16 protein-coding genes are annotated in these 18,268 nt (G+C 62.2%); 4 read left to right on the forward strand and 12 right to left on the reverse strand.

The genetic code is table 11. From position 1 onward, the window contains the following. The first annotated feature begins 57 nt into the window (after nucleotides 1-57). On the forward strand, nucleotides 58-321 hold the full coding sequence (locus IF690_RS05245) for a CopG family ribbon-helix-helix protein (protein WP_016701682.1): 264 nt from the start codon (nucleotides 58-60) through the stop codon (nucleotides 319-321). Next, the gene (locus IF690_RS05250) at nucleotides 318-596 is read left to right on the forward strand and encodes a type II toxin-antitoxin system RelE/ParE family toxin (protein WP_016701683.1); all 279 of its coding nucleotides are present in this window, start codon (nucleotides 318-320) and stop codon (nucleotides 594-596) included. Before IF690_RS05245 ends, IF690_RS05250 begins: the two co-directional genes overlap by 4 nt. Nucleotides 597-670: 74 nt before the next feature. On the opposite strand, the gene IF690_RS05255 is transcribed toward IF690_RS05250, so the two are convergent. The 5 genes from IF690_RS05255 to IF690_RS05275 form a co-directional block, all read right to left on the reverse strand. Then, on the reverse strand, nucleotides 671-1,834 hold the full coding sequence (locus IF690_RS05255; RefSeq protein ID WP_007923836.1) for a type III PLP-dependent enzyme: 1,164 nt from the start codon (nucleotides 1,832-1,834) through the stop codon (nucleotides 671-673). An 850-nt stretch (nucleotides 1,835-2,684) separates the two neighbouring features. Then, nucleotides 2,685-3,842, reverse strand: a complete 1,158-nt coding sequence (locus IF690_RS05260) for an osmoprotectant ABC transporter ATP-binding protein OsmV (protein ID WP_202699112.1) — start codon at nucleotides 3,840-3,842, stop codon at nucleotides 2,685-2,687. Further along, nucleotides 3,839-4,492 (reverse strand): ABC transporter permease, encoded by a 654-nt coding sequence (locus IF690_RS05265; RefSeq protein ID WP_202699113.1) that lies wholly within the window; start codon nucleotides 4,490-4,492, stop codon nucleotides 3,839-3,841. The genes IF690_RS05260 and IF690_RS05265 overlap by 4 nt, the downstream gene beginning before the upstream one ends. 14 nt (nucleotides 4,493-4,506) lie before the next feature. Then, complete coding sequence (locus IF690_RS05270; protein ID WP_202699114.1) at nucleotides 4,507-5,400, reverse strand: glycine betaine ABC transporter substrate-binding protein; 894 nt, start codon at nucleotides 5,398-5,400, stop codon at nucleotides 4,507-4,509. Nucleotides 5,401-5,420: 20 nt separating this feature from the next. After that, the gene (locus IF690_RS05275) at nucleotides 5,421-6,137 is read right to left on the reverse strand and encodes an ABC transporter permease (RefSeq protein ID WP_202699115.1); all 717 of its coding nucleotides are present in this window, start codon (nucleotides 6,135-6,137) and stop codon (nucleotides 5,421-5,423) included. A 567-nt stretch (nucleotides 6,138-6,704) separates the two neighbouring features. Here IF690_RS05275 and IF690_RS05280 point away from each other — a divergent pair. Together IF690_RS05280 and IF690_RS05285 are read left to right on the forward strand one after the other, a co-directional pair. Next, nucleotides 6,705-8,288 (forward strand): peptide chain release factor 3, encoded by a 1,584-nt coding sequence (locus IF690_RS05280; protein ID WP_124319141.1) that lies wholly within the window; start codon nucleotides 6,705-6,707, stop codon nucleotides 8,286-8,288. A gap of 478 nt (nucleotides 8,289-8,766) precedes the next feature. Further along, nucleotides 8,767-9,027: a hypothetical protein gene (locus tag IF690_RS05285; RefSeq protein WP_202699116.1), complete on the forward strand. Its 261-nt coding sequence runs from the start codon at nucleotides 8,767-8,769 to the stop codon at nucleotides 9,025-9,027. A gap of 120 nt (nucleotides 9,028-9,147) precedes the next feature. On the opposite strand, the gene IF690_RS05290 is transcribed toward IF690_RS05285, so the two are convergent. From IF690_RS05290 to IF690_RS05320, 7 genes are all read right to left on the reverse strand, one after another. Continuing rightward, nucleotides 9,148-10,119 carry a peptide ABC transporter ATP-binding protein gene (locus IF690_RS05290; protein WP_202699117.1) on the reverse strand — a complete coding sequence of 324 codons (972 nt, stop codon included), beginning with the start codon at nucleotides 10,117-10,119 and terminating at the stop codon, nucleotides 9,148-9,150. Then, nucleotides 10,119-11,087 carry an ABC transporter ATP-binding protein gene (locus IF690_RS05295; RefSeq protein WP_202699118.1) on the reverse strand — a complete coding sequence of 323 codons (969 nt, stop codon included), beginning with the start codon at nucleotides 11,085-11,087 and terminating at the stop codon, nucleotides 10,119-10,121. The genes IF690_RS05290 and IF690_RS05295 overlap by 1 nt, the downstream gene beginning before the upstream one ends. Before the next feature lie 10 nt (nucleotides 11,088-11,097). Beyond that, nucleotides 11,098-12,024, reverse strand: a complete 927-nt coding sequence (locus IF690_RS05300) for an ABC transporter permease subunit (RefSeq protein WP_007927027.1) — start codon at nucleotides 12,022-12,024, stop codon at nucleotides 11,098-11,100. 11 nt (nucleotides 12,025-12,035) lie between these two features. Continuing rightward, nucleotides 12,036-13,046 (reverse strand): ABC transporter permease subunit, encoded by a 1,011-nt coding sequence (locus tag IF690_RS05305; RefSeq protein ID WP_202699119.1) that lies wholly within the window; start codon nucleotides 13,044-13,046, stop codon nucleotides 12,036-12,038. Nucleotides 13,047-13,119: 73 nt separating this feature from the next. After that, on the reverse strand, nucleotides 13,120-14,715 hold the full coding sequence (locus IF690_RS05310; protein ID WP_202699120.1) for an ABC transporter substrate-binding protein: 1,596 nt from the start codon (nucleotides 14,713-14,715) through the stop codon (nucleotides 13,120-13,122). 82 nt (nucleotides 14,716-14,797) lie between these two features. Continuing rightward, complete coding sequence (locus IF690_RS05315) at nucleotides 14,798-16,198, reverse strand: OprD family porin (protein ID WP_202699121.1); 1,401 nt, start codon at nucleotides 16,196-16,198, stop codon at nucleotides 14,798-14,800. A gap of 172 nt (nucleotides 16,199-16,370) precedes the next feature. Then, nucleotides 16,371-17,972: an ABC transporter substrate-binding protein gene (locus IF690_RS05320; RefSeq protein ID WP_202699122.1), complete on the reverse strand. Its 1,602-nt coding sequence runs from the start codon at nucleotides 17,970-17,972 to the stop codon at nucleotides 16,371-16,373. Nucleotides 17,973-18,268: the final 296 nt, after the last annotated feature.

Raw genomic sequence — 18,268 nt, forward strand, 5'->3', positions numbered from 1 at the left:
ACTATGATTGAAAGTTAATCACTCTTCATCATTTGATACGGCGGAGATCGAACCATCATGACCGCAACTAAAGTGCTGACCGCACATGTGCCGTTGGAGTTGGCCGACAAGGTCGACCAGATGGCCTCCCGGCTGGAGCGCTCGCGCGGCTGGATCGTCAAGCAGGCTCTGGTGGCTTGGGTCGATCAGGAAGAGGAGCGTAGTCGCCTGACCCATGAGGCTTTGGCCGATGTGGATGCTGGGCGTGTCATCGATCACCAGGCTGTCCAGGCATGGGCTGAAAGCCTGATGAGTGACAAGCCTTTGCCGGTGCCCAAGTGAGGGAATTGAAATGGACGAGCAAGGCGCTGTCGGACCTGGCCCGACTGTTTGAGTTTCTTGCTCCGGTGAACCGTTCGGTGGCTGCTCGAACGGTGCAATCGCTCACACAGGCCCCGGATACCCTGCTGACCAATCCGCGTATCGGCGAACAGTTGGAGGAGTTTCAGCCTCGCGATGTTCGGCGTTTATTGGTCGGGCCTTACGAGATGCGTTACGAGATCCGGGATGCGACGCTCTACATCCTGCGGGTGTGGCATGTACGAGAAGACCGCTAGTGATTCGAGCCGCCCGATACCCTGAATGAAAAAGCCCATGACACGTCATGGGCTTTTTCGTTGCGGCGTGGCGCTTACACGTAGAAGGATTTCAGTGGCGGGAAGCCGTTGAATTCCACAGCGCTGTAGCTGGTGGTGTAGGCACCGGTGGACAGCCAGTACAGGCGGTCGCCGATGGCCAGGTTCAGCGGCAGGCCGTACTTGTAGTTCTCGTACATGATGTCGGCGCTGTCGCAGGTCGGACCGGCGATCACCACTTCTTCCGTCTCGCCTTTCTTCTCGGTCCAGATCGGGAACTTGATGGCTTCGTCCATGGTTTCGATCAGGCCGGAGAACTTGCCCACGTCGGTGTAGATCCAGCGCTCCACGGCGGTACGGGATTTACGCGCCACCAGCACCACTTCGCTGACCAGGATGCCGGCGTTGGCGATCAGCGAACGGCCTGGCTCGAGGATGATTTCCGGCAGCTCGTCGCCGAAGTCTTCCTTGAGGAAACGGATGATTTCCTCGGCGTAGGTTTCCAGGCTGTTGGTCCGGGTGATGTAGTTGGCCGGGAAGCCGCCGCCCATGTTGATCAGCTTGAGGTGGATACCGTCTTCTTCCTTCAGGCGTTCGAAGATCACCTTGACCTTGGCGATCGCTGCGTCCCAGACGCTGATGTCGCGCTGTTGCGAGCCCACGTGGAACGACACGCCGTAAGGCACCAGGCCCAGGTCGCGGGCGAGGATCAGCAGGTCCATGGCCATGTCGGTCTGGCAGCCGAACTTGCGCGACAGCGGCCAGTCCGCGGTGGTCGAGCCTTCGGTGAGGATCCGCACATAGACTTTCGAGCCCGGCGCGGCCTTGGCGATGTTGCGCAGGTCGGCTTCGGAGTCGGTGGCATACAGGCGCACGCCCTTCTCGTAGAAGTAGCGGATGTCCTTGGATTTCTTGATGGTGTTGCCGTAGCTGATCTGGTCCGGGCTGACGCCGCGGCCCAGCACCTTGTCCAGCTCGTAGATCGAGGCGATGTCGAAGTTCGAACCTTTTTCCCGCAGCAGGTCGATGATTTCGACGGCCGGGTTGGCTTTTACCGCATAGTAGACCTTGGCGAACTCGAAACCGGCGCGCAGGTCATCGTAGGCCTGGGCGATCATCTGGGTGTCGATGACCACGAACGGGGTTTCTTGCTTGTCGGCGAACGCCTTCATTTTCTGAAAGGTTTCGCGCGCGAAATAGTCTTCGACCTGGATCGACATACCTGGGAGCTCCTACTGGCAAACGTTAGTAATCAATGGGTGCGAGGGTGTGTCATCAATGAGTTCGCGGCTGCGTTGCCGTCTGAGCACGTGCCAGGCAAGGCGGAGCTCGCCGCCAATGGTTGTTCCCTTGGCAAGAGCTGCAACGCAGCATGGCGCGTGCTCAGACGCAACCCGGAGGGCCGGGCCTGTTTTTACGCAGGGCTGCGTTACTCGTCCCTTATTTGGAATAACCAAACTTCGGCCCTCGCGCCTTGCCCTGCGTAAAAACAGGCTCCGGCGCAGCCGTGAACTCATTGATGACACACCCTTCTGAACGTCCTCCGTATCCCCACTTTGGTTCGCCTACTTCCCAAGGCATGTCGCCGAAAGCAAAAAGGCCACGGGCGTATTTGCCCTTGGCCTTGCTGTCTCGTCGTCAGTACTTGAGCCGGATGGATCGTTTCCAGCATGGACGTTCGGCGCGAACTTTAGGGCGTGAGGGGCCTGAGATCAACAAAAAATGTCGCGTTTTTGCACGCGTTCGTCGCGTGGTCCGAGCCAGTCATTTATGTAACCGACCCAGATGACAGGTTGATGTTCCCCAGGGTGGGGAATTCGCGGCGTGGGAAGCCCGGTTCCCGGCCGGTAGGACGCCATCGCGGGCCAGCCTCGCTCGTACAAATCCGTGCTGGGGTCTAGGCGCTGTAGCCGCTGCCGAGGCACGAGGCTGCGAACGGTCGCGGAGCGGCCGCAAATCCTGCGTCCTCGGTATCCCTGATGTACCGAGGCGCCAGGTCTGCGCCTGCTTCGCAGTCGATCGCAGCCTCATTCTTCGGCAGCGGCTACAAGCGGCCATCCGCGCGACAGGTCAGGCCGGTGCGGTTTCGGCCGGGGAGACGATGCAGGTCTTGGCCCCGCGCGAGCGCCCGGAGCTGAGGTAGGCGGCAATCGATTCCTGGGTCACTTCGCCGAGGAACACCCGCTCGGCGTCCAGCACCGGCAGCCACGAACGGTTGAACTCGTACATCCGCGACAACAGGATGCGCAGGTGTTCGTCATAGGCCGCGGTGGCGTTGAACTCGCGCAGGTACTGGGCGCAGGTGCCGGCCTGGCGGTGCAGGTCGCGGCGGCGCACATAACCCAGGGCCTTGTTCTCGGCGCAGGTCACCACCAGGTAGCGGCGGTCGTGTTCGTCCATCAGTTCCAGGGCGTCGGCCACCGGGGTTTCCGGGCTTAGCGACGGCGCGTTGTCGGCGGCGTCCTCGGCCTTCACCAGCAGCAGGCGCTTGAGGGTGCTGTCCTGGCCGACGAAGTGGCTGACGAAGTCGTCCGCCGGATGGGCCAGCAGGGTGTCCGGGTGGTCGATCTGCAGCAGCTTGCCGGCGCGGAAGATGGCGATCTTGTCGCCGAGCTTGATGGCTTCGTCGATGTCGTGGCTGACCATGATCACGGTCTTGTTCAGCGCCCGCTGCATCTCGAAGAACTCGTTCTGGATCATCTCGCGGTTGATCGGGTCGACCGCGCCGAAGGGTTCGTCCATCAGCAGCAGTGGCGCATCGGCCGCCAGCGCGCGGATCACCCCGATCCGCTGTTGCTGGCCACCGGACAACTCGCGGGGATAACGGTGCAGGTACTGCTTGGGTTCGAGCTTGATCATGCTCATCAGCTCGCGGGCGCGCTCGTGGCATTTCTGCTTGTCCCAGCCCAGCAGGCGCGGCACCACCATGATGTTTTCCTCGATGGTCATGTTGGGGAACAGGCCGATCTGCTGGATCACGTAGCCGATGTTGCGGCGCAGGGTCACTTCGTCCAGGCCGGTGGTGTCCTCGCCGTTGATCAGCACCTTGCCCGAGGTGGGCATGATCAGGCGGTTGATCATTTTCAGCGTGGTGCTCTTGCCGCAGCCCGATGGCCCGAGGAACACACAGATTTCGCCTTCGTTGACGGTCAGGCTCACGGAGTCGACGGCTTTGACTTCTTTGCCGTTGCTGTGAAAGGTCTTGGTCAGGTTTTGAAGTTCGATCATTTCAGGATCCCTTTTGGAGTCAGCGAGCGTTGCAGCCATTGCAGAAGCAGGTCGGCGAAGATGGCCAGGAGACTGACCAGCACCGCGCCGACGATCAGCATCGACATGTCGCTGCGGCTGATGGAAGCAAGAATGAGCACACCCAGGCCGCCGGCGCCGATGGTGGCGGCGATGGTCATGACGCCGATGTTCATCACCACGGCGGTGCGCACGCCGGCAAGAATCACCGGCACGGCGATCGGCAACTCGACCATGCGCAGGCGCTGGCCGAAGGTCATGCCGATGCCACGGGCCGCTTCACGAATCCCTGGCTCGACGCCGGTCAGCGCCAGGTAGGTGTTGCGCATGATCGGCAACAGGGAGTAGAGAAACACCGCAGTGATTGCCGGCAGCGGCCCCAGGCCCTGGCCGAACCTGGAGTAGAACGGCAGCAGCAGGCCGAACAGGGCGATCGACGGGATGGTCAGCAGCACGGTGGCGCTGGCTTGTAGCGGGCCGGCCAGGGTCGGGAAGCGGGTCATCAGGATGCCCAGGGGCACGCCGAAGAGGATCGCCAGGGTCACGGCGATGCCCACCAGGGTGATGTGCTGCCAGGTCAGCTGGATGACTTGCTGCCCGTCGAGATGGGAAAAGGCGTTGAGCAATTCCATGGCTTTTTCCTCTCTCAGTTCAATGGATGTTGGCGCAGGAAATCTGCGGCAACGGCGGATGGGCTTTCATGGTCGACGTCGACCCGGGCGTTGAGTTGGCGCATGGTCTGGTCGTCGAACAGTTCGGCCAGCGGCTTGAGGTCGGCGGCCAGTTCCGGGTGGGCGTCGAGGTAGGCCTGGCGCACCACGGGGGCCGCGGTGTAGTCAGGAAAGTAATGCAGGTCGTCGTCCAGCAGCTTCAGGTTGAAGGCATTGAGCCGGCCGTCGGTGGTGTAGACCAGGCCGGCGAACACCTGGCCGTTACGCAGGGCGGTGTAGACCAGCCCCGCGTCCATCTGCCGGATGTTCTTGCGGGTCAGGTCCATGCCGTACAGCTTGACCATGCCTTGCAGGCCGTCGGAGCGGTTGGCGAACTCGGTGTCCAGGGCAATCAGGTGGTGGTCCTGGCGCTCGGCGTCGAGGACGTGCTTCAGGTCGCTGACGCTGTTGATCTGCGGGTATGCGTCCGCGACGTTTTTCGGCAGGGCCAGGGCGTAGGTATTGCTGAACTTCGACGGCGCCAGCCAGACCAGGCCTTTTTTGCCGTCCAGTTCCTTGACCCGCTCATAGGACTGTTGGCTGTCGAGTTTTTCCGTCACGTGGTTGTAGGCCACCAGGGACACGCCGGTGTATTCCCAGAGCATGTCCAGCTGCCCGCTTTCGTGGGCGCTGCGTGCCAGGTTGCTGCCCAGGCCGCCGGTGACCCGGGTGTCGTAGCCCTTGCTGCGCAGGTACTGCGAGGTGATTTCCGCCAGCAGCGTCTGCTCGGTGAAGACCCGGGCGCCGATACGGATCACCGGCTTTTGCGCGGCTTGGGCAATTCCCGCGCACAGCAGGACGCAGCCTATGATCAAAGCTATTTTTTTCATGTGGATTCCTTCGCGCAGGCTTAAGACGGGCGCAGGCCGCGTTCCAGCCAGAGGCGGCTGGCCAGTGTCACCAGGCCGTCGAGCAGCAGCGCCAGCAAGGCGGTGCAGGCCGCGCCGAGCAGCAGTTGCGGCTGATTGTTCAGGGCGATGCCAGGGAAGATCAGGCTGCCGAGGCTGTTGGCGCCGATCAGGAAGGCCAGCGGCGCGGTGCCGACGTTGATCGCCAGGGCCACGCGCACGCCACCGATGATGATCGGTACGGCGTTGGGCAGCTCGACGTTCCACAGCACCTGGCGCGGCGTCATGCCGATGCCGACGGCGGCTTCCTTGAGGGAGCCCTGGACGTTTTTCAGGCCTTCATAGGTGTTGCGCACGATGGGCAGCAAAGAGGCGAGGAACAAAGCGAAGATGGCCGGCCCGCTGCCGATGCCGAGGATCCCCAGGGCGATGGCCAGGACGGCCAGGGGAGGGACGGTGTTACCGATGTTGAACAGTTGCATGAAACGCTCGGCACGCCCGACCCTCTGCGGTCGGCTGAGGAAGATGCCGGCGGGTATCCCCACCACGAGGGCGGCGAACATTGAAGCGAGTACCAGGTACAGATGGGCTTGCAGGTAAAACAACAGATCGTCGCGGTAGTGTTCGATCGTACTGATGCCGATCCAGTGGACCAGCAGGGCCAGGAGAGCGATGACCGCCGCGCCTCCTATCAGCCCTTTGCCATAGCGAATAGCCACAGGCGGACTCCTTTTTTATGTCGGCGAGCATTCTTTCGTGTGGCAAGGCCATGCCTGGCTGCCAAAAGAACGGTCGCGAGAAGCAGCTCGTCGATGCGCTGGAAACAGCGCGGGATCGAGCCATACGCATAGCCTCGTCAGGCTAACTTGCTGATTTTTCTACCCCTGGCGAAAGCTCGTAACAGGGGAGTGGACGCCTCCACCTTTTAAAAGGTTCCATAGTTGGCTGCGTTTGGCCACCCTCAATCCCATTACTCCGATATCTCTGATGCCTGGCCGCCTGTAGCCGCCTGTAGCCGCTGCCGAGCGCAGCGAGGCTGCGATCGGCGGCGCAGCCGTCGCAAAACCAGGCGGCGCGGTGGTTCAGTCAAACCATGTATTCAGTGTTTGCGAGCGCTACGTCGGAATGCCGCCCAGCTCGATCGCAGCCTCGCTGCGCTCGGCAGCGGCTACAGGGAACGTACAGGGCAAGGGTTGCAGAGGCTCCAGGCCGAACGGTGGTCCGGGGAGCTTGCTTTGCGCTATACTCGCCGCCCTTTTTTTGAATCACCTGCCAGGCGATTTCCCATGACCAAACAGGCCGCCGAAGTCGCGAAACGCCGCACTTTCGCCATTATTTCCCACCCGGATGCGGGTAAAACCACCATCACCGAGAAGCTCTTGCTGATGGGCAAGGCGATTGCCGTTGCCGGTACGGTGAAATCCCGCAAGTCCGACCGCCATGCCACCTCCGACTGGATGGAGATGGAGAAGCAGCGGGGTATTTCCATTACCACGTCGGTCATGCAGTTCCCTTATCGCGAACACATGATCAACCTGCTCGACACCCCGGGCCACGAAGACTTCTCGGAAGACACCTACCGCACTCTGACCGCGGTGGACTCGGCGCTGATGGTGCTCGACGGCGGTAAGGGCGTAGAGCCACGGACCATCGCCCTGATGGACGTCTGCCGTCTGCGCGACACGCCAATCGTCAGTTTCATCAACAAACTCGACCGTGACATCCGCGACCCGATCGAACTGCTCGACGAAATCGAAGCGGTCCTGAAGATCAAGGCGGCACCCATCACCTGGCCGATCGGTTGCTACCGCGACTTCAAGGGTGTGTACCACCTGGCGGGCGACTACATCATTGTCTACACCGCCGGCCACGGCCACGAGCGCACCGAAACCAAGATCATCGAGAAGCTCGATTCCGATGAAGCCCGCGCCCACCTGGGTGACGAGTACGAGCGTTTCATCGAGCAACTGGAACTGGTGCAGGGTGCCTGCCACGAGTTCGACCAGCAGGCGTTCATGGACGGCCAGCTGACCCCGGTGTTCTTCGGTACCGCCCTGGGCAACTTCGGGGTCGACCACGTGCTCGACGCCGTCGTCGACTGGGCGCCGCTGCCGTTGGCGCGGGTGGCCAACGAGCGTACCGTCGAACCACAGGAAGAGAAGTTCACAGGCTTCGTGTTCAAGATCCAGGCGAACATGGACCCCAAACACCGCGACCGTATCGCCTTCATGCGCATCTGCTCGGGCAAGTACGAGAAAGGCATGAAGATGCGCCACGTGCGCACCGGCAAGGACGTGCGCATCGGCGATGCGCTGACCTTCTTCTCCTCCGAGCGTGAACAGCTCGAAGAGGCCTACGCCGGCGACATCATCGGCCTGCACAACCACGGCACGATCCAGATCGGCGACACCTTCACCGAAGGCGAGACCCTGGGTTTCACCGGTATCCCGCACTTCGCCCCGGAGCTGTTCCGCCGCGTGCGCCTGAAGGATCCGCTGAAATCCAAACAGCTGCGCCAGGGCCTGCAACAGCTGGCCGAAGAAGGCGCGACCCAGGTGTTCTTCCCCGAGCGCAGCAACGACATCATCCTCGGCGCCGTCGGTGTGCTGCAGTTCGATGTGGTCGCCAGCCGCCTGAAAGAGGAATACAAGGTCGAGTGCTCCTACGAGCCGATCACCGTGTGGTCCGCGCGCTGGATCGATTGCAGCGACAAGAAGAAGCTCGAGGAATTCTCCAACAAGGCCGTGGAAAACCTTGCGCTGGATGGCGGCGGTCACCTGACCTACCTGGCCCCGACCCGGGTCAACCTGGCGCTGATGGAAGAGCGCTGGCCGGACGTGAAATTCCGCGCGACCCGCGAGCATCACTAAGGTCTGAGCGACGCCTCACCCAAAAGCCCCGCGGCCCAAACCGCGGGGCTTTTTCATGCCCGTGGATAGATGATGCCCGCACACCCTGCGGGGCAGGGATCGAACCGCGCATGCTTCTGTAGGAGCGAAGCTTGCTCGCGATGGGCTGCGTAGCAGCCCCAAAACCTGCCACCACTATTCTGCCGGAGTCCCATTGTCCGAATGGACGCCATCGCGGGCAATCGAGCGTCGACCGGCAGCCCCTGCAGATACGTGGTGTGCTTGTAGATCGCGAATCAAATCCCGCATACCCCCGTAAGAGCCAGGCATAACCGGAGGTTTTAAGGCCTAGTCGAAAGCCGTCTATCCAGTGGGCGAATAGCTAGCTTGCTATCTGGCAAAGCGCCGGCTTCGGGGCTAGGTTTCATACGAAGCCTCGCCTTGCCGGTCAGGGCCTGTGGCCATTATTGATTCACCTACGCAAAGGGACGGAATCAACATGAATCTTTTCCAACGGGTTGTGCTGTTGCTCAAGGTGCTGGTGCTGTTGTCGCTCGGCCTGTCCGCGGCCTGGGCCAGTGACCAGGCGGCGCGGGTGCCGGGTTTCTGGGGGCCTGGGCATCTGCAGAACGGGCTGCAGATGATCGCCCGATCGGAGTCCGAGCCGGGCGATCAGGGGCAGGGTGGCAGCGCGGACGATGACGATTCGACCACCGACGAGCCGGATACCGACAGCGAAGACGAGGCTAGCCAGGGCTGAGCTTGCGTCTGCGGAAAAAAGAAAACCCCCTCTGCCGGACTGATGCGCAATCCGACAGAAGGGGCTTGGTCAACACTGATCAGGCGCCGCGGGTAACCGCGGCGCCTTTTTCTTGCCGGGTCAGCCGAGGAACTGCTCGGCGTAGTGGCAGGCCACCTGGCGGGTGTCGAGCAGGCGCAGGGCCGGCTCTTCAGTGCTGCAACGCTCGGTGGCATACGGGCAGCGCTTGTGGAAAGCGCAGCCGGATGGCGGGTTCAGCGGGTTGGGCAGCTCACCGACGATCTTGATCTTCGGCTTGTCCGGGTCCGGATGAATGGTCGGCGTGGCCGACAGCAGCGCCTGGGTGTAGGGGTGCAGGGGACGGGTGTAGATGTCCTCTTTCGGGCCCATTTCCACCGGCCGGCCGAGGTACATCACCATCACGTGGTCGGCGACGTGACGCACCACCGCCAGGTTGTGGGAGATGAACACGTAGGCGGTGTTGAACTCCTGCTGCAGGTCCATGAACAGGTTCAGTACCTGGGCCTGGATCGACACGTCGAGGGCCGAGGTCGGTTCGTCCGCCACCAGCACTTTCGGTTGCAGCATCATCGCCCGCGCCAGGGCGATACGCTGGCGCTGGCCGCCGGAGAACATGTGTGGGTAGCGCTGATAATGCTCGGGGCGCAGGCCCACCTGCTTCATCATCGCCTGGACCTTGTCCCGCCGCTCGCTGGCCGACAGCTGGGTGTTGATCAGCAGTGGCTCAGCCAGTTGATCGCCGATCTTCTGCCGTGGGTTGAGCGAGGCGTAAGGGCTCTGGAACACCATCTGTACGTCTTTGCGCAGTTGCTTGCGCTGGGCCTTGTCGGCGCCGGCGACCTCCTGGCCGGCGATTTTCAAGGACCCCGAGGACGGCTCTTCGATCAGGGTCAGGGCACGGGCCAGGGTGGATTTGCCGCAGCCGGATTCGCCGACCACCGCGAGGGTCTTGCCGGCTTCCAGCTCGAACGACACGCCGTTGAGGGCGCGCACGGTCGCATGGCCCTTGAACAGGCCGCGGGACACTTCGTAGTGGCGGGTCAGGTTGCGGGCGGTAAGAACGACGGCCATTACGCCACCTCCTGATTCAGCGGGTAGAAGCAGCGCGCGAGGCTGGCGGCTTTCGGGTCGAGGCTTGGACGCTGCTGACGGCAGTTTTCCTGCACGTACGGGCAGCGCGGCGAGAGCAGGCAGCCTTGCGGACGGTCGTAGCGACCGGGAACGATGCCCGGCAACGTCGACAGGCGCGTGGCGCCCATGCTGTGCTCGGGAATGGCCGCCAGCAGCGCTTCGGTGTAGGGGTGGGCGGGGATGTCGAACAACTCCGGCACCTTGCCCACTTCTACCGCTTGCCCGGCGTACATCACGCACACGCGCTGGGCGGTTTCGGCGACCACGGCCAGGTCGTGGGTGATCAGCACCAGGCCCATGTTCTGCTCGCGCTGCAGGTTGAGCAGCAGGTCCATGATCTGCGCCTGGATGGTCACGTCCAGGGCGGTAGTCGGTTCGTCGGCGATCAGCAGTTTCGGCTCGCCGGCAATCGCCATGGCAATCGCCACGCGCTGGCTCATGCCGCCGGACAGTTGGTGCGGGTAGGCGTCCATGCGGCTGGCGGCACCCGGGATCTCGACTTTTTCCAGCAGTTCGATGGCGCGCTTGCGGGCCGCCTTGCCGGACATCTTCAGGTGCAGGCGCAGCACTTCCTCGATCTGGAAGCCCACGGTGTAGCTCGGGTTCAGCGCGGTCATCGGGTCCTGGAACACCATGGCCAGGTCCTTGCCGACGATCTGCCGGCGTTGCCGGGCGCTGAGCTTGAGCATGTCCTTGCCGTCGAAGCTGAGGGCGTCGGCGGTGACGATGCCGGGATGCTCGATCAGCCCCATCAGCGCCATCATGGTCACGGACTTGCCGGAGCCGGATTCGCCGACGATGGCCAGGACTTCGCCCTTGTCCACCTTCAGGTCCAGGCCATCCACCACGGGAACGGCCTGGGCGTCGCCGAAGCGCACGTTGAGATTCTTGATTTCTAGCAGTGACATGGGAATCTCCTCAGGCGGCGTTCTTGAGTTTCGGGTCCAGCGCATCGCGCAGGCCGTCGCCCATCAGGTTGATTGCCAGCACGCTGAGCAAAATGGTCAGGCCGGGCAGGCTCACCACCCACCAGGCGCGTTCGATGTAGTCGCGGGCCGAGGCCAGCATGGTGCCCCACTCAGGGGTGGGCGGCTGGACGCCAAGGCCGAGGAAGCCCAGGGCCGCGGCGTCGAGGATCGCCGAGGAGAAGCTCAGGGTTGCCTGGACGATCAGCGGCGCCATGCAGTTGGGCAGCACGGTGATGAACATCAGGCGCGGCAGGCCGGCACCGGCCAGGCGCGCGGCGGTCACGTAGTCGCGGTTGAGCTCGCCCATCACCGCGGCGCGGGTCAGGCGCACGTAGGACGGCAGGGACACCACGGCGATGGCGATCACGGTGTTGATCAGGCCTGGGCCGAGGATGGCGACGATCGCCACGGCCAGCAGCAGGGACGGCAGCGCCAGCATGATGTCCATCAGGCGCATGATGGTCGGCCCGAGCAAGCGCGGGAAGAACCCGGCGAACAGGCCCAGGAGGATGCCCGGGATCAGCGACATGACCACCGACGACAGGCCGATCAGCAGCGACAGGCGCGAACCGGTGATCAGGCGCGACAGCAGGTCTCGGCCCAGTTCGTCGGTGCCGAGGATGAATTGCCATTGGCCGCCTTCGAGCCAGACCGGCGGGGTCAGCAGGAAGTCGCGGTATTGCTCGCTCGGGTTATGCGGGGCGACCCAGGGCGCGAAGATCGCGCAGAAGATCACCAGCAGCATGAACAGCAGGCCCGCGACCGCGCCCTTGTTGCGCGAGAACGCCTGCCAGAATTCCTTGTAGGGCGAGGGGTACAGCAGGCTTTGATCCACGGCTACGGCGGATACGGCTACTGAGGAGGTTGGAGTGCTCATGAGTATTGTCCTCAGCGCTGGTGACGAATGCGTGGGTTGGCAAAGCCGTAGAGGATGTCCACCACGAAGTTGACCAGGATCACCAGGCAGGCGATCAACAGGATGCCGTTCTGCACCACGGGGTAGTCCCGGGCGCCGATGGCTTCGATCAGCCATTTGCCGATGCCGGGCCAGGAGAAGATGGTTTCGGTCAGGACTGCGCCGGCCAGCAGGGTGCCGACTTGCAGGCCGACCACGGTCAGCACCGGGATCAGCGCGTTGCGCAGGCCATGGACGAACACCACGCGGGCGGGCGACAGGCCCTTGGCCTTGGCGGTGCGGATGTAGTCTTCGCGCAGGACTTCGAGCATCGAGGAACGGGTCATCCGCGCGATCACCGCCAGCGGAATGGTGCCGAGCACGATGGCCGGCAGGATCAGGTGGTGCAGGGCGTCGAAGAAGGCGCTGGTGTCATCGGCCAGCAGGGTGTCGATGAGCATGAAGCCGGTTTTTGGCTCGATGTCGTAGAGCAGGTCGATCCGTCCAGAAACCGGGGTCCAGCCCAGGCTCACGGAGAAGAACATGATCAGGATCAGGCCCCACCAGAAGATCGGCATCGAATAGCCGGCGAGGGAAATGCCCATCACCCCATGGTCGAACAGCGATCCTCGTTTCAGCGCGGCGATCACCCCGGCCAGCAGGCCGATCACGGCTGCGAACAGCATCGCGGCCGAGGCCAGCTCCAGGGTCGCCGGGAACAGGGAGGTGAACTCGGTCCACACACTCTCGCGAGTCCGCAGGGATTCGCCCAGGTCGCCCTGGGCGAGTTTGCCGATGTAGTCCAGGTACTGGGCGTACAGCGGTTTGTTCAGACCAAGGCGTTCCATTGCCTGGGCATGCATCTCAGGGTCGACCCGGCGCTCGCCCATCATGACTTCCACGGGATCGCCGGGAATCATGCGAATCAATGCGAACGTCAGCAAGGTGATGCCGAAGAATGTGGGTATCAACAACCCCACACGGCGGGCAATAAAACTAAACATCTTCTGGTGTACCTCATCAGCCGGTTAGGCGTGTCCGGCATCCCTGGGGTCAGGGATGCCGGGCGTTTCTTATCTACTTCACCTGGGTAGTAGCGAAGTTGTTAGTGGTCAGGGGGCTCTGGTGGTAGCCCTCGACGTTCTTGCGCATTGCCGTGAACATTTTCGGATAGGCCATGGGGATCCAGGGTTGTTCCTTGTCGAAAATGTCCTGGGCCTGTTCATAGAGTGCGGTCCGTTTGGCCGGCTCGGATTCGGCGCGGGCCTGATCGATCAGGCTCTGGAACGCTTTATTACACCAGCGAGCGTAGTTTTCGCCGTTTTTGGCGGCCTCGCAACTGAGGTTGGGGGTCAGGAAATTGTCCGGGTCCCCGTTATCCCCCGCCCAGCCGGCGGAAACCATGTCGTGCTCGCCGTTCTTGGCGCGCTTGAGCATCTCGCCCCATTCCATGACGCGGATGTCGATCTTGAGGCCGATCTTCGCCAGGTCGGACTGCATCATCTGCGCGCCGAGCAGCGGGTTGGGGTTGGTCGGGCCACCGCCGTTGCGGGTGAACAGGGTGAAGACCGTGCCTTCCGGTACGCCGGCTTCCTTGATCAGGGCGCGGGCCTTGTCCAGGTCGCGGGCCGGGTTGCCCAGGTTGGCGTTGAAGCCCAGCAGGGTCGGCGGGTAGGGACCGGTGCCGACCACCGCGTTGCCCTTGCCGTACAGGCTGTTGACGTAGGCTTCCTTGTCGAAGGCGATGTTAATGGCCTGACGGACGCGCGGGTCGCTCATGTACTTCTTGGTGGTGTTCAGGGCCACGTAGCCCACGGTCATGGCGGCCAGGTCGTCGACCTTCAGGTTGGCGTCGGCCTTGATGCTCGGGATGTCGTCGGGTTTCGGATACAGGGCGACCTGGCACTCGTTGGCCTTGAGCTTCTGCAGGCGCACGTTGTTATCGGTGGTGATCGCCAGGATCAGTGCGTCGGCTGGCGGCTTGCCACGGAAGTAGTCCGGGTTGGCCTTGAACCGCACCTGGGCGTCCTTGGCGTAGCGTTGGAAGATGAACGGGCCGGTGCCGATCGGCTTGCTGTTCAGCTCGCCGGTCTTGCCGGCCTTGAGCAACTGGTCGGCGTATTCGGCCGGGAAGATCGAGGCGAAGGCCATGGCCACGTCGGCCAGGAACGGTGCTTCGCGACGGGTCAGGGTGAAGACCACGGTGTGGTCGTCGGTTTTCTCGACGCTTTTGAGCAGTTCCTTGAAGCCCATGCTCTCGAAATAGGGGAAGCCCACGCTGGACTTGTCATGCCACGGGTGTTTCGGGTCCAGCTGGCGCTGGAAGCTCCAGAGCACGTCGTCGGCGTTCATCTCGCGGGTCGGCTTGAAGTAATCGGTGCTGTGGAACTTGACGCCTTTGCGCAGGTGGAAGGTGTAGGTCAGGCCGTCCGGGCTGATCTCCCAGGACTCGGCCAGGGCCGGCTCGATGTCCGTGGTGCCGGGCTTGAAGTCCACCAGGCGGTTGAAGATGGTTTCCGCCACCGCGTCGGCAGTGACTGCAGTCGTGTACTGGACCATATCGAAGCCTTCCGGGCTGGCTTCGGTACAGACCACCAAGGGCTTGGCCGAGACGCCTGCGGCGACGCTCAGCAGTACGGCCGCGATGGCCGCTCTCAGGGGAAGCATTTTCATCTAGAACCCTCTGCAATCGGTTGAACCAGAGTAGCTGGAATGGCGAATTCGTCATGAATCCGCCATTCCAGCCGGTGTGTTTTTAGAGAATGTTGAACGGGATGGTGGTGACCAGGCGGAACTCGTTGATGTTGCCGTCGGCCTGGTGTTCGCTGGCCCGGTGCGTAGTGTAGGTCGCACGAATGGCGGTGGCCTTGAGCGGGCCGCTCTGCACGGCATAGGACGCGCCAATGCCGTATTCGTAGTGGGTTTCGCCATCCATCAGGCTCAGGTCGCCACGCTGGGCACCCGGGTCGGTGTAAGCGGTGCCGCGGTAATGGGTACCGTCAATGCCCCAGCCGCGAGCCTGGTAGATGTTGAACTTCAGGCCCGGTACACCGTATTCGGCCATGTTGAGGCCGTAGGCGATCTGGAAGGATTTCTCGTTCGGGCCGTTGAAGTCCGAGAGCAGGGAGTTGGCCAGGTAGATGCCGTTGGTTTCGTGCAGGTAGTCGAAGTACTCGTTACCGTTCACTTGCTGGTAGGAGAAGGTCAGGCTGTGTGCCTGATGAGTCAGGCCGAGCGACAGCGAGTAGGTGTCGTTGTCGATTTCGCCCATCAACTTTTTGCCTTCGTCGACAGTCTTGTAGTAGTTCAGGCCGGTGGTCAGGCTCAGTACCTGGCTGTCGCCCAGTTCGTGGGTGGCGCCGAAGTAGTACTGGTTCCAGAAGTCTTCGACCTTGGCGCCATACAGGCTGGTCTTCAGGCTCTTGAACGGCTGGTAGTTCACACCTGCGGTGTAGACCTTGTCGGTTTCCACGCCGGTGGCAGAGTACTCGGTACGGAATTTCGACAGGCTCTGCTCGGTACGTGGTGAAACCCGGTCGAAACCGGCCAGATCGAACGACAGGTTATTGAACTCCTCGCTGTGCAGGCTGATGCCTTCAAAGCTGGAAGGCAGTGCACGGTTGCCGATGACGTCGACAATCGGGGTGCTGAAATTCTGGCGACCGGCGGTCAGGGTGGTGTTGGAGACACGGAACTTGACGTTGGCCAGGCCCAGCTTGCTCCACTGGCCGACAGCGTCGCCATCGGAGTGGGTCAGGGTGCGGTTGTTCTTGCCGGCGATGTCCTTGCGATCACGATCCAGGGCGATGGCATTGTAGGCAGCGACTTCGGTACTGACGCCGACGGTACCTTCGGTGAAGCCCGAGGTGTAGTTGAGGATGGTGCCCTGGACCCAGTTGATCCGGCGTGGGGTCGAAGTCGGCTGGCCATTGTGGTTGTAGGAGAAACGGTCGTCGCGACGCTTCAGCTCGTTGGCGTACCAGTTACGGGTCGTGCCCGACAGGCTCTGGCCCTCGACGAAGCCTTTGGCCTCCGCCTGGGCGCTGGTGCCGTTCAGTTCGGTCGGAACGAACTCCTGGCTCACGCTTTCCGCATGGGCCATGGCCGTGATGCTGCTGATGGCCAGGGCCAGTAACGCGGTGTTACTCGGTTTCATGGGTGAAGCTCCTTTGCTTTCTTTATTTTCATGCCGGTCTTTTTGGGTTGACCGGCTTTTGCTTTACAACTCATTCAAGGCATCGCAAACGTTTGCATGAGGCTTGATCGCCGAATTCAGGCAACAGATTTGCGTGGGGGCGAATATCGCCCCCAGCGGCCTGGCTAATCATTTATTGGTCGATGCTGACGCCCGAGAACACGTTGCGGCCGAAGGGGCTGACCTTGAATCCTTCGACTTTGGCGCTCAACGGCTGGTTGACCGTCGAGTGGGCGACAGGGGTGATCGGCACCTGCTGCTTGAGCAACTGCTGGGCCTGCTGGTAGAGCGCCGTGCGCTGTTCGCGATCGGTGACGATCTTGGCCTGCTTGATCAGCTTGTCGTACTGCGGGTCGCACCACATGGAGTAGTTGTTGCCGCCAATGGCGTCGCAGCTGTACAGGGTGCCGAGCCAGTTGTCCGGGTCACCGTTGTCGCCGGTCCAGCCGATCAGGCTGATGTCGTGCTCGCCATTCTTGGTGCGCTTGATGTACTCGCCCCATTCGTAACTGACGATCTTCACTTTCAGGCCGATCTTGCCCCAGTCGGACTGGAGCATTTCGGCCATCAGCTTGGCGTTGGGGTTGTAGGGGCGTTGCACGGGCATGGCCCAGAGGGTGATTTCCGTGCCTTCCTTGACCCCGGCGGCCTTGAGCAGCTCACGGGCCTTTTCCGGGTTGTAGGCGGCGTCCTTGATACGGGTGTCGTAGGACCACTGGGTCGGCGGCATGGCGTTGACCGCCAGTTGGCCGGCGCCCTGGTACACGGCGTTGAGGATGCCCTGCTTGTTCACCGCCATGTCCAGCGCCTGGCGCACTTCGAGCTGGTCGAAGGGCTTGTGGCGAACGTTGTAGGCGATGTAGCCGAGGTTGAAGCCGGGCTTTTCGATCAGTTGCAGTTTCGGGTCTTTTTTCAGCGCTTCGACATCGGCTGGCCGCGGGTGCAGGGTGATCTGGCATTCGCCGGCCTTGAGCTTCTGCACACGCACCGAGGCATCGGTGTTGATGGCGAAAATCAGCTGGTCGAGCTTGACCCGGCTCGGGTCCCAGTACTGCTTGTTGGCGGTGTAGCGGATGTTCGAGTCTTTCTGGTAGCTCTTGAACACGAACGGCCCGGTGCCGACCGGCTTCTGGTTGATCTCGCTGGGCTTGCCGGTCTTGAGCAACTGGTCGGCGTATTCGGCCGAGAGAATCGAGGCGAAGCTCATGGCGATGTTCTGGATGAACGCGGCGTCCACCGAGTTCAGGGTCATCACCACGGTCAGTGGCCCGGTCTTCTCGACCTTGGCGATGTTCTTGTTCAGGCTCATCCCGTTGAAGTAGGGAAACTCGGTCGGGTAGGCCTTGCGGAAAGGATGCTCGGGGTCGAGCATGCGGGTGAAGGTGAAGACCACGTCGTCGGCGTTGAAATCACGAGTCGGCTTGAAGTACGGCGTGGTGTGGAACTTCACCCCTTCGCGCAGGTGGAAGGTGTACTGCAGGCCGTCCGCGGAAATATCCCAGCGGGTGGCCAGGCCCGGCACCACATTGGTCGCGCCTTTTTCGAACTCCGCCAGGCGGTTGTACAGCGGCTCTGCCGCGTCGTTGTCGGTGGCGGTGGTGTATTGCGCGGTGTCGAACCCGGCCGGGCTGCCTTCGGAGCAAAACACCAGGCTGTTGCCGGCCGCCAGGCTGGCGGAGGTTGCGGTCAACAGACCGGTGCCCAGCAGGGCGGATAAAACCAGGGAATGACGCATGACGATCCCTCTCCCTTTTATTGTTTTGATCGATGAGCAGTCGCCCCATCCGGAGGCGCTCATGCCATCGATCCCAAGTCTGACTTGCAGCAAATGCCGGGCAATGGATGCACCTCTCCATGCTTTGACGGTAGGGGTCGCCGCATGGGTAGTAAATGCCAAAGAGCCTGAAAGACATGTAAGGAACCTCCGAGATGCCCGTACTCGCCACGATGGTGTGCGGCAAGAGGAAGAGCGTTCGAGTTCCGGCAGTCCTGGCAGGCAAGGCAACGGCGACGTCAGGTGACGTCGCCGTT

Source organism: Pseudomonas sp. SK3(2021), from assembly GCF_016772375.1.
GTDB lineage: Bacteria > Pseudomonadota > Gammaproteobacteria > Pseudomonadales > Pseudomonadaceae > Aquipseudomonas > Aquipseudomonas chlororaphis_I.

What these genes read in the sequence shown, in the direction of transcription:
- IF690_RS05245 (WP_016701682.1), top strand. Translation starts at nt 58, where the DNA reads ATGACCGCAACTAAAGTGCTGACCGCACATGTGCCGTTGGAGTTGGCC.
- IF690_RS05255 (WP_007923836.1), bottom strand. Translation starts at nt 1,834, where the DNA reads ATGTCGATCCAGGTCGAAGACTATTTCGCGCGCGAAACCTTTCAGAAA.
- IF690_RS05260 (WP_202699112.1), bottom strand. Translation starts at nt 3,842, where the DNA reads ATGATCGAACTTCAAAACCTGACCAAGACCTTTCACAGCAACGGCAAA.
- IF690_RS05265 (WP_202699113.1), bottom strand. Translation starts at nt 4,492, where the DNA reads ATGGAATTGCTCAACGCCTTTTCCCATCTCGACGGGCAGCAAGTCATC.
- IF690_RS05270 (WP_202699114.1), bottom strand. Translation starts at nt 5,400, where the DNA reads ATGAAAAAAATAGCTTTGATCATAGGCTGCGTCCTGCTGTGCGCGGGA.
- IF690_RS05280 (WP_124319141.1), top strand. Translation starts at nt 6,705, where the DNA reads ATGACCAAACAGGCCGCCGAAGTCGCGAAACGCCGCACTTTCGCCATT.
- IF690_RS05285 (WP_202699116.1), top strand. Translation starts at nt 8,767, where the DNA reads ATGAATCTTTTCCAACGGGTTGTGCTGTTGCTCAAGGTGCTGGTGCTG.
- IF690_RS05290 (WP_202699117.1), bottom strand. Translation starts at nt 10,119, where the DNA reads ATGGCCGTCGTTCTTACCGCCCGCAACCTGACCCGCCACTACGAAGTG.
- IF690_RS05295 (WP_202699118.1), bottom strand. Translation starts at nt 11,087, where the DNA reads ATGTCACTGCTAGAAATCAAGAATCTCAACGTGCGCTTCGGCGACGCC.
- IF690_RS05300 (WP_007927027.1), bottom strand. Translation starts at nt 12,024, where the DNA reads ATGAGCACTCCAACCTCCTCAGTAGCCGTATCCGCCGTAGCCGTGGAT.
- IF690_RS05305 (WP_202699119.1), bottom strand. Translation starts at nt 13,046, where the DNA reads ATGTTTAGTTTTATTGCCCGCCGTGTGGGGTTGTTGATACCCACATTC.
- IF690_RS05310 (WP_202699120.1), bottom strand. Translation starts at nt 14,715, where the DNA reads ATGAAAATGCTTCCCCTGAGAGCGGCCATCGCGGCCGTACTGCTGAGC.
- IF690_RS05315 (WP_202699121.1), bottom strand. Translation starts at nt 16,198, where the DNA reads ATGAAACCGAGTAACACCGCGTTACTGGCCCTGGCCATCAGCAGCATC.
- IF690_RS05320 (WP_202699122.1), bottom strand. Translation starts at nt 17,972, where the DNA reads ATGCGTCATTCCCTGGTTTTATCCGCCCTGCTGGGCACCGGTCTGTTG.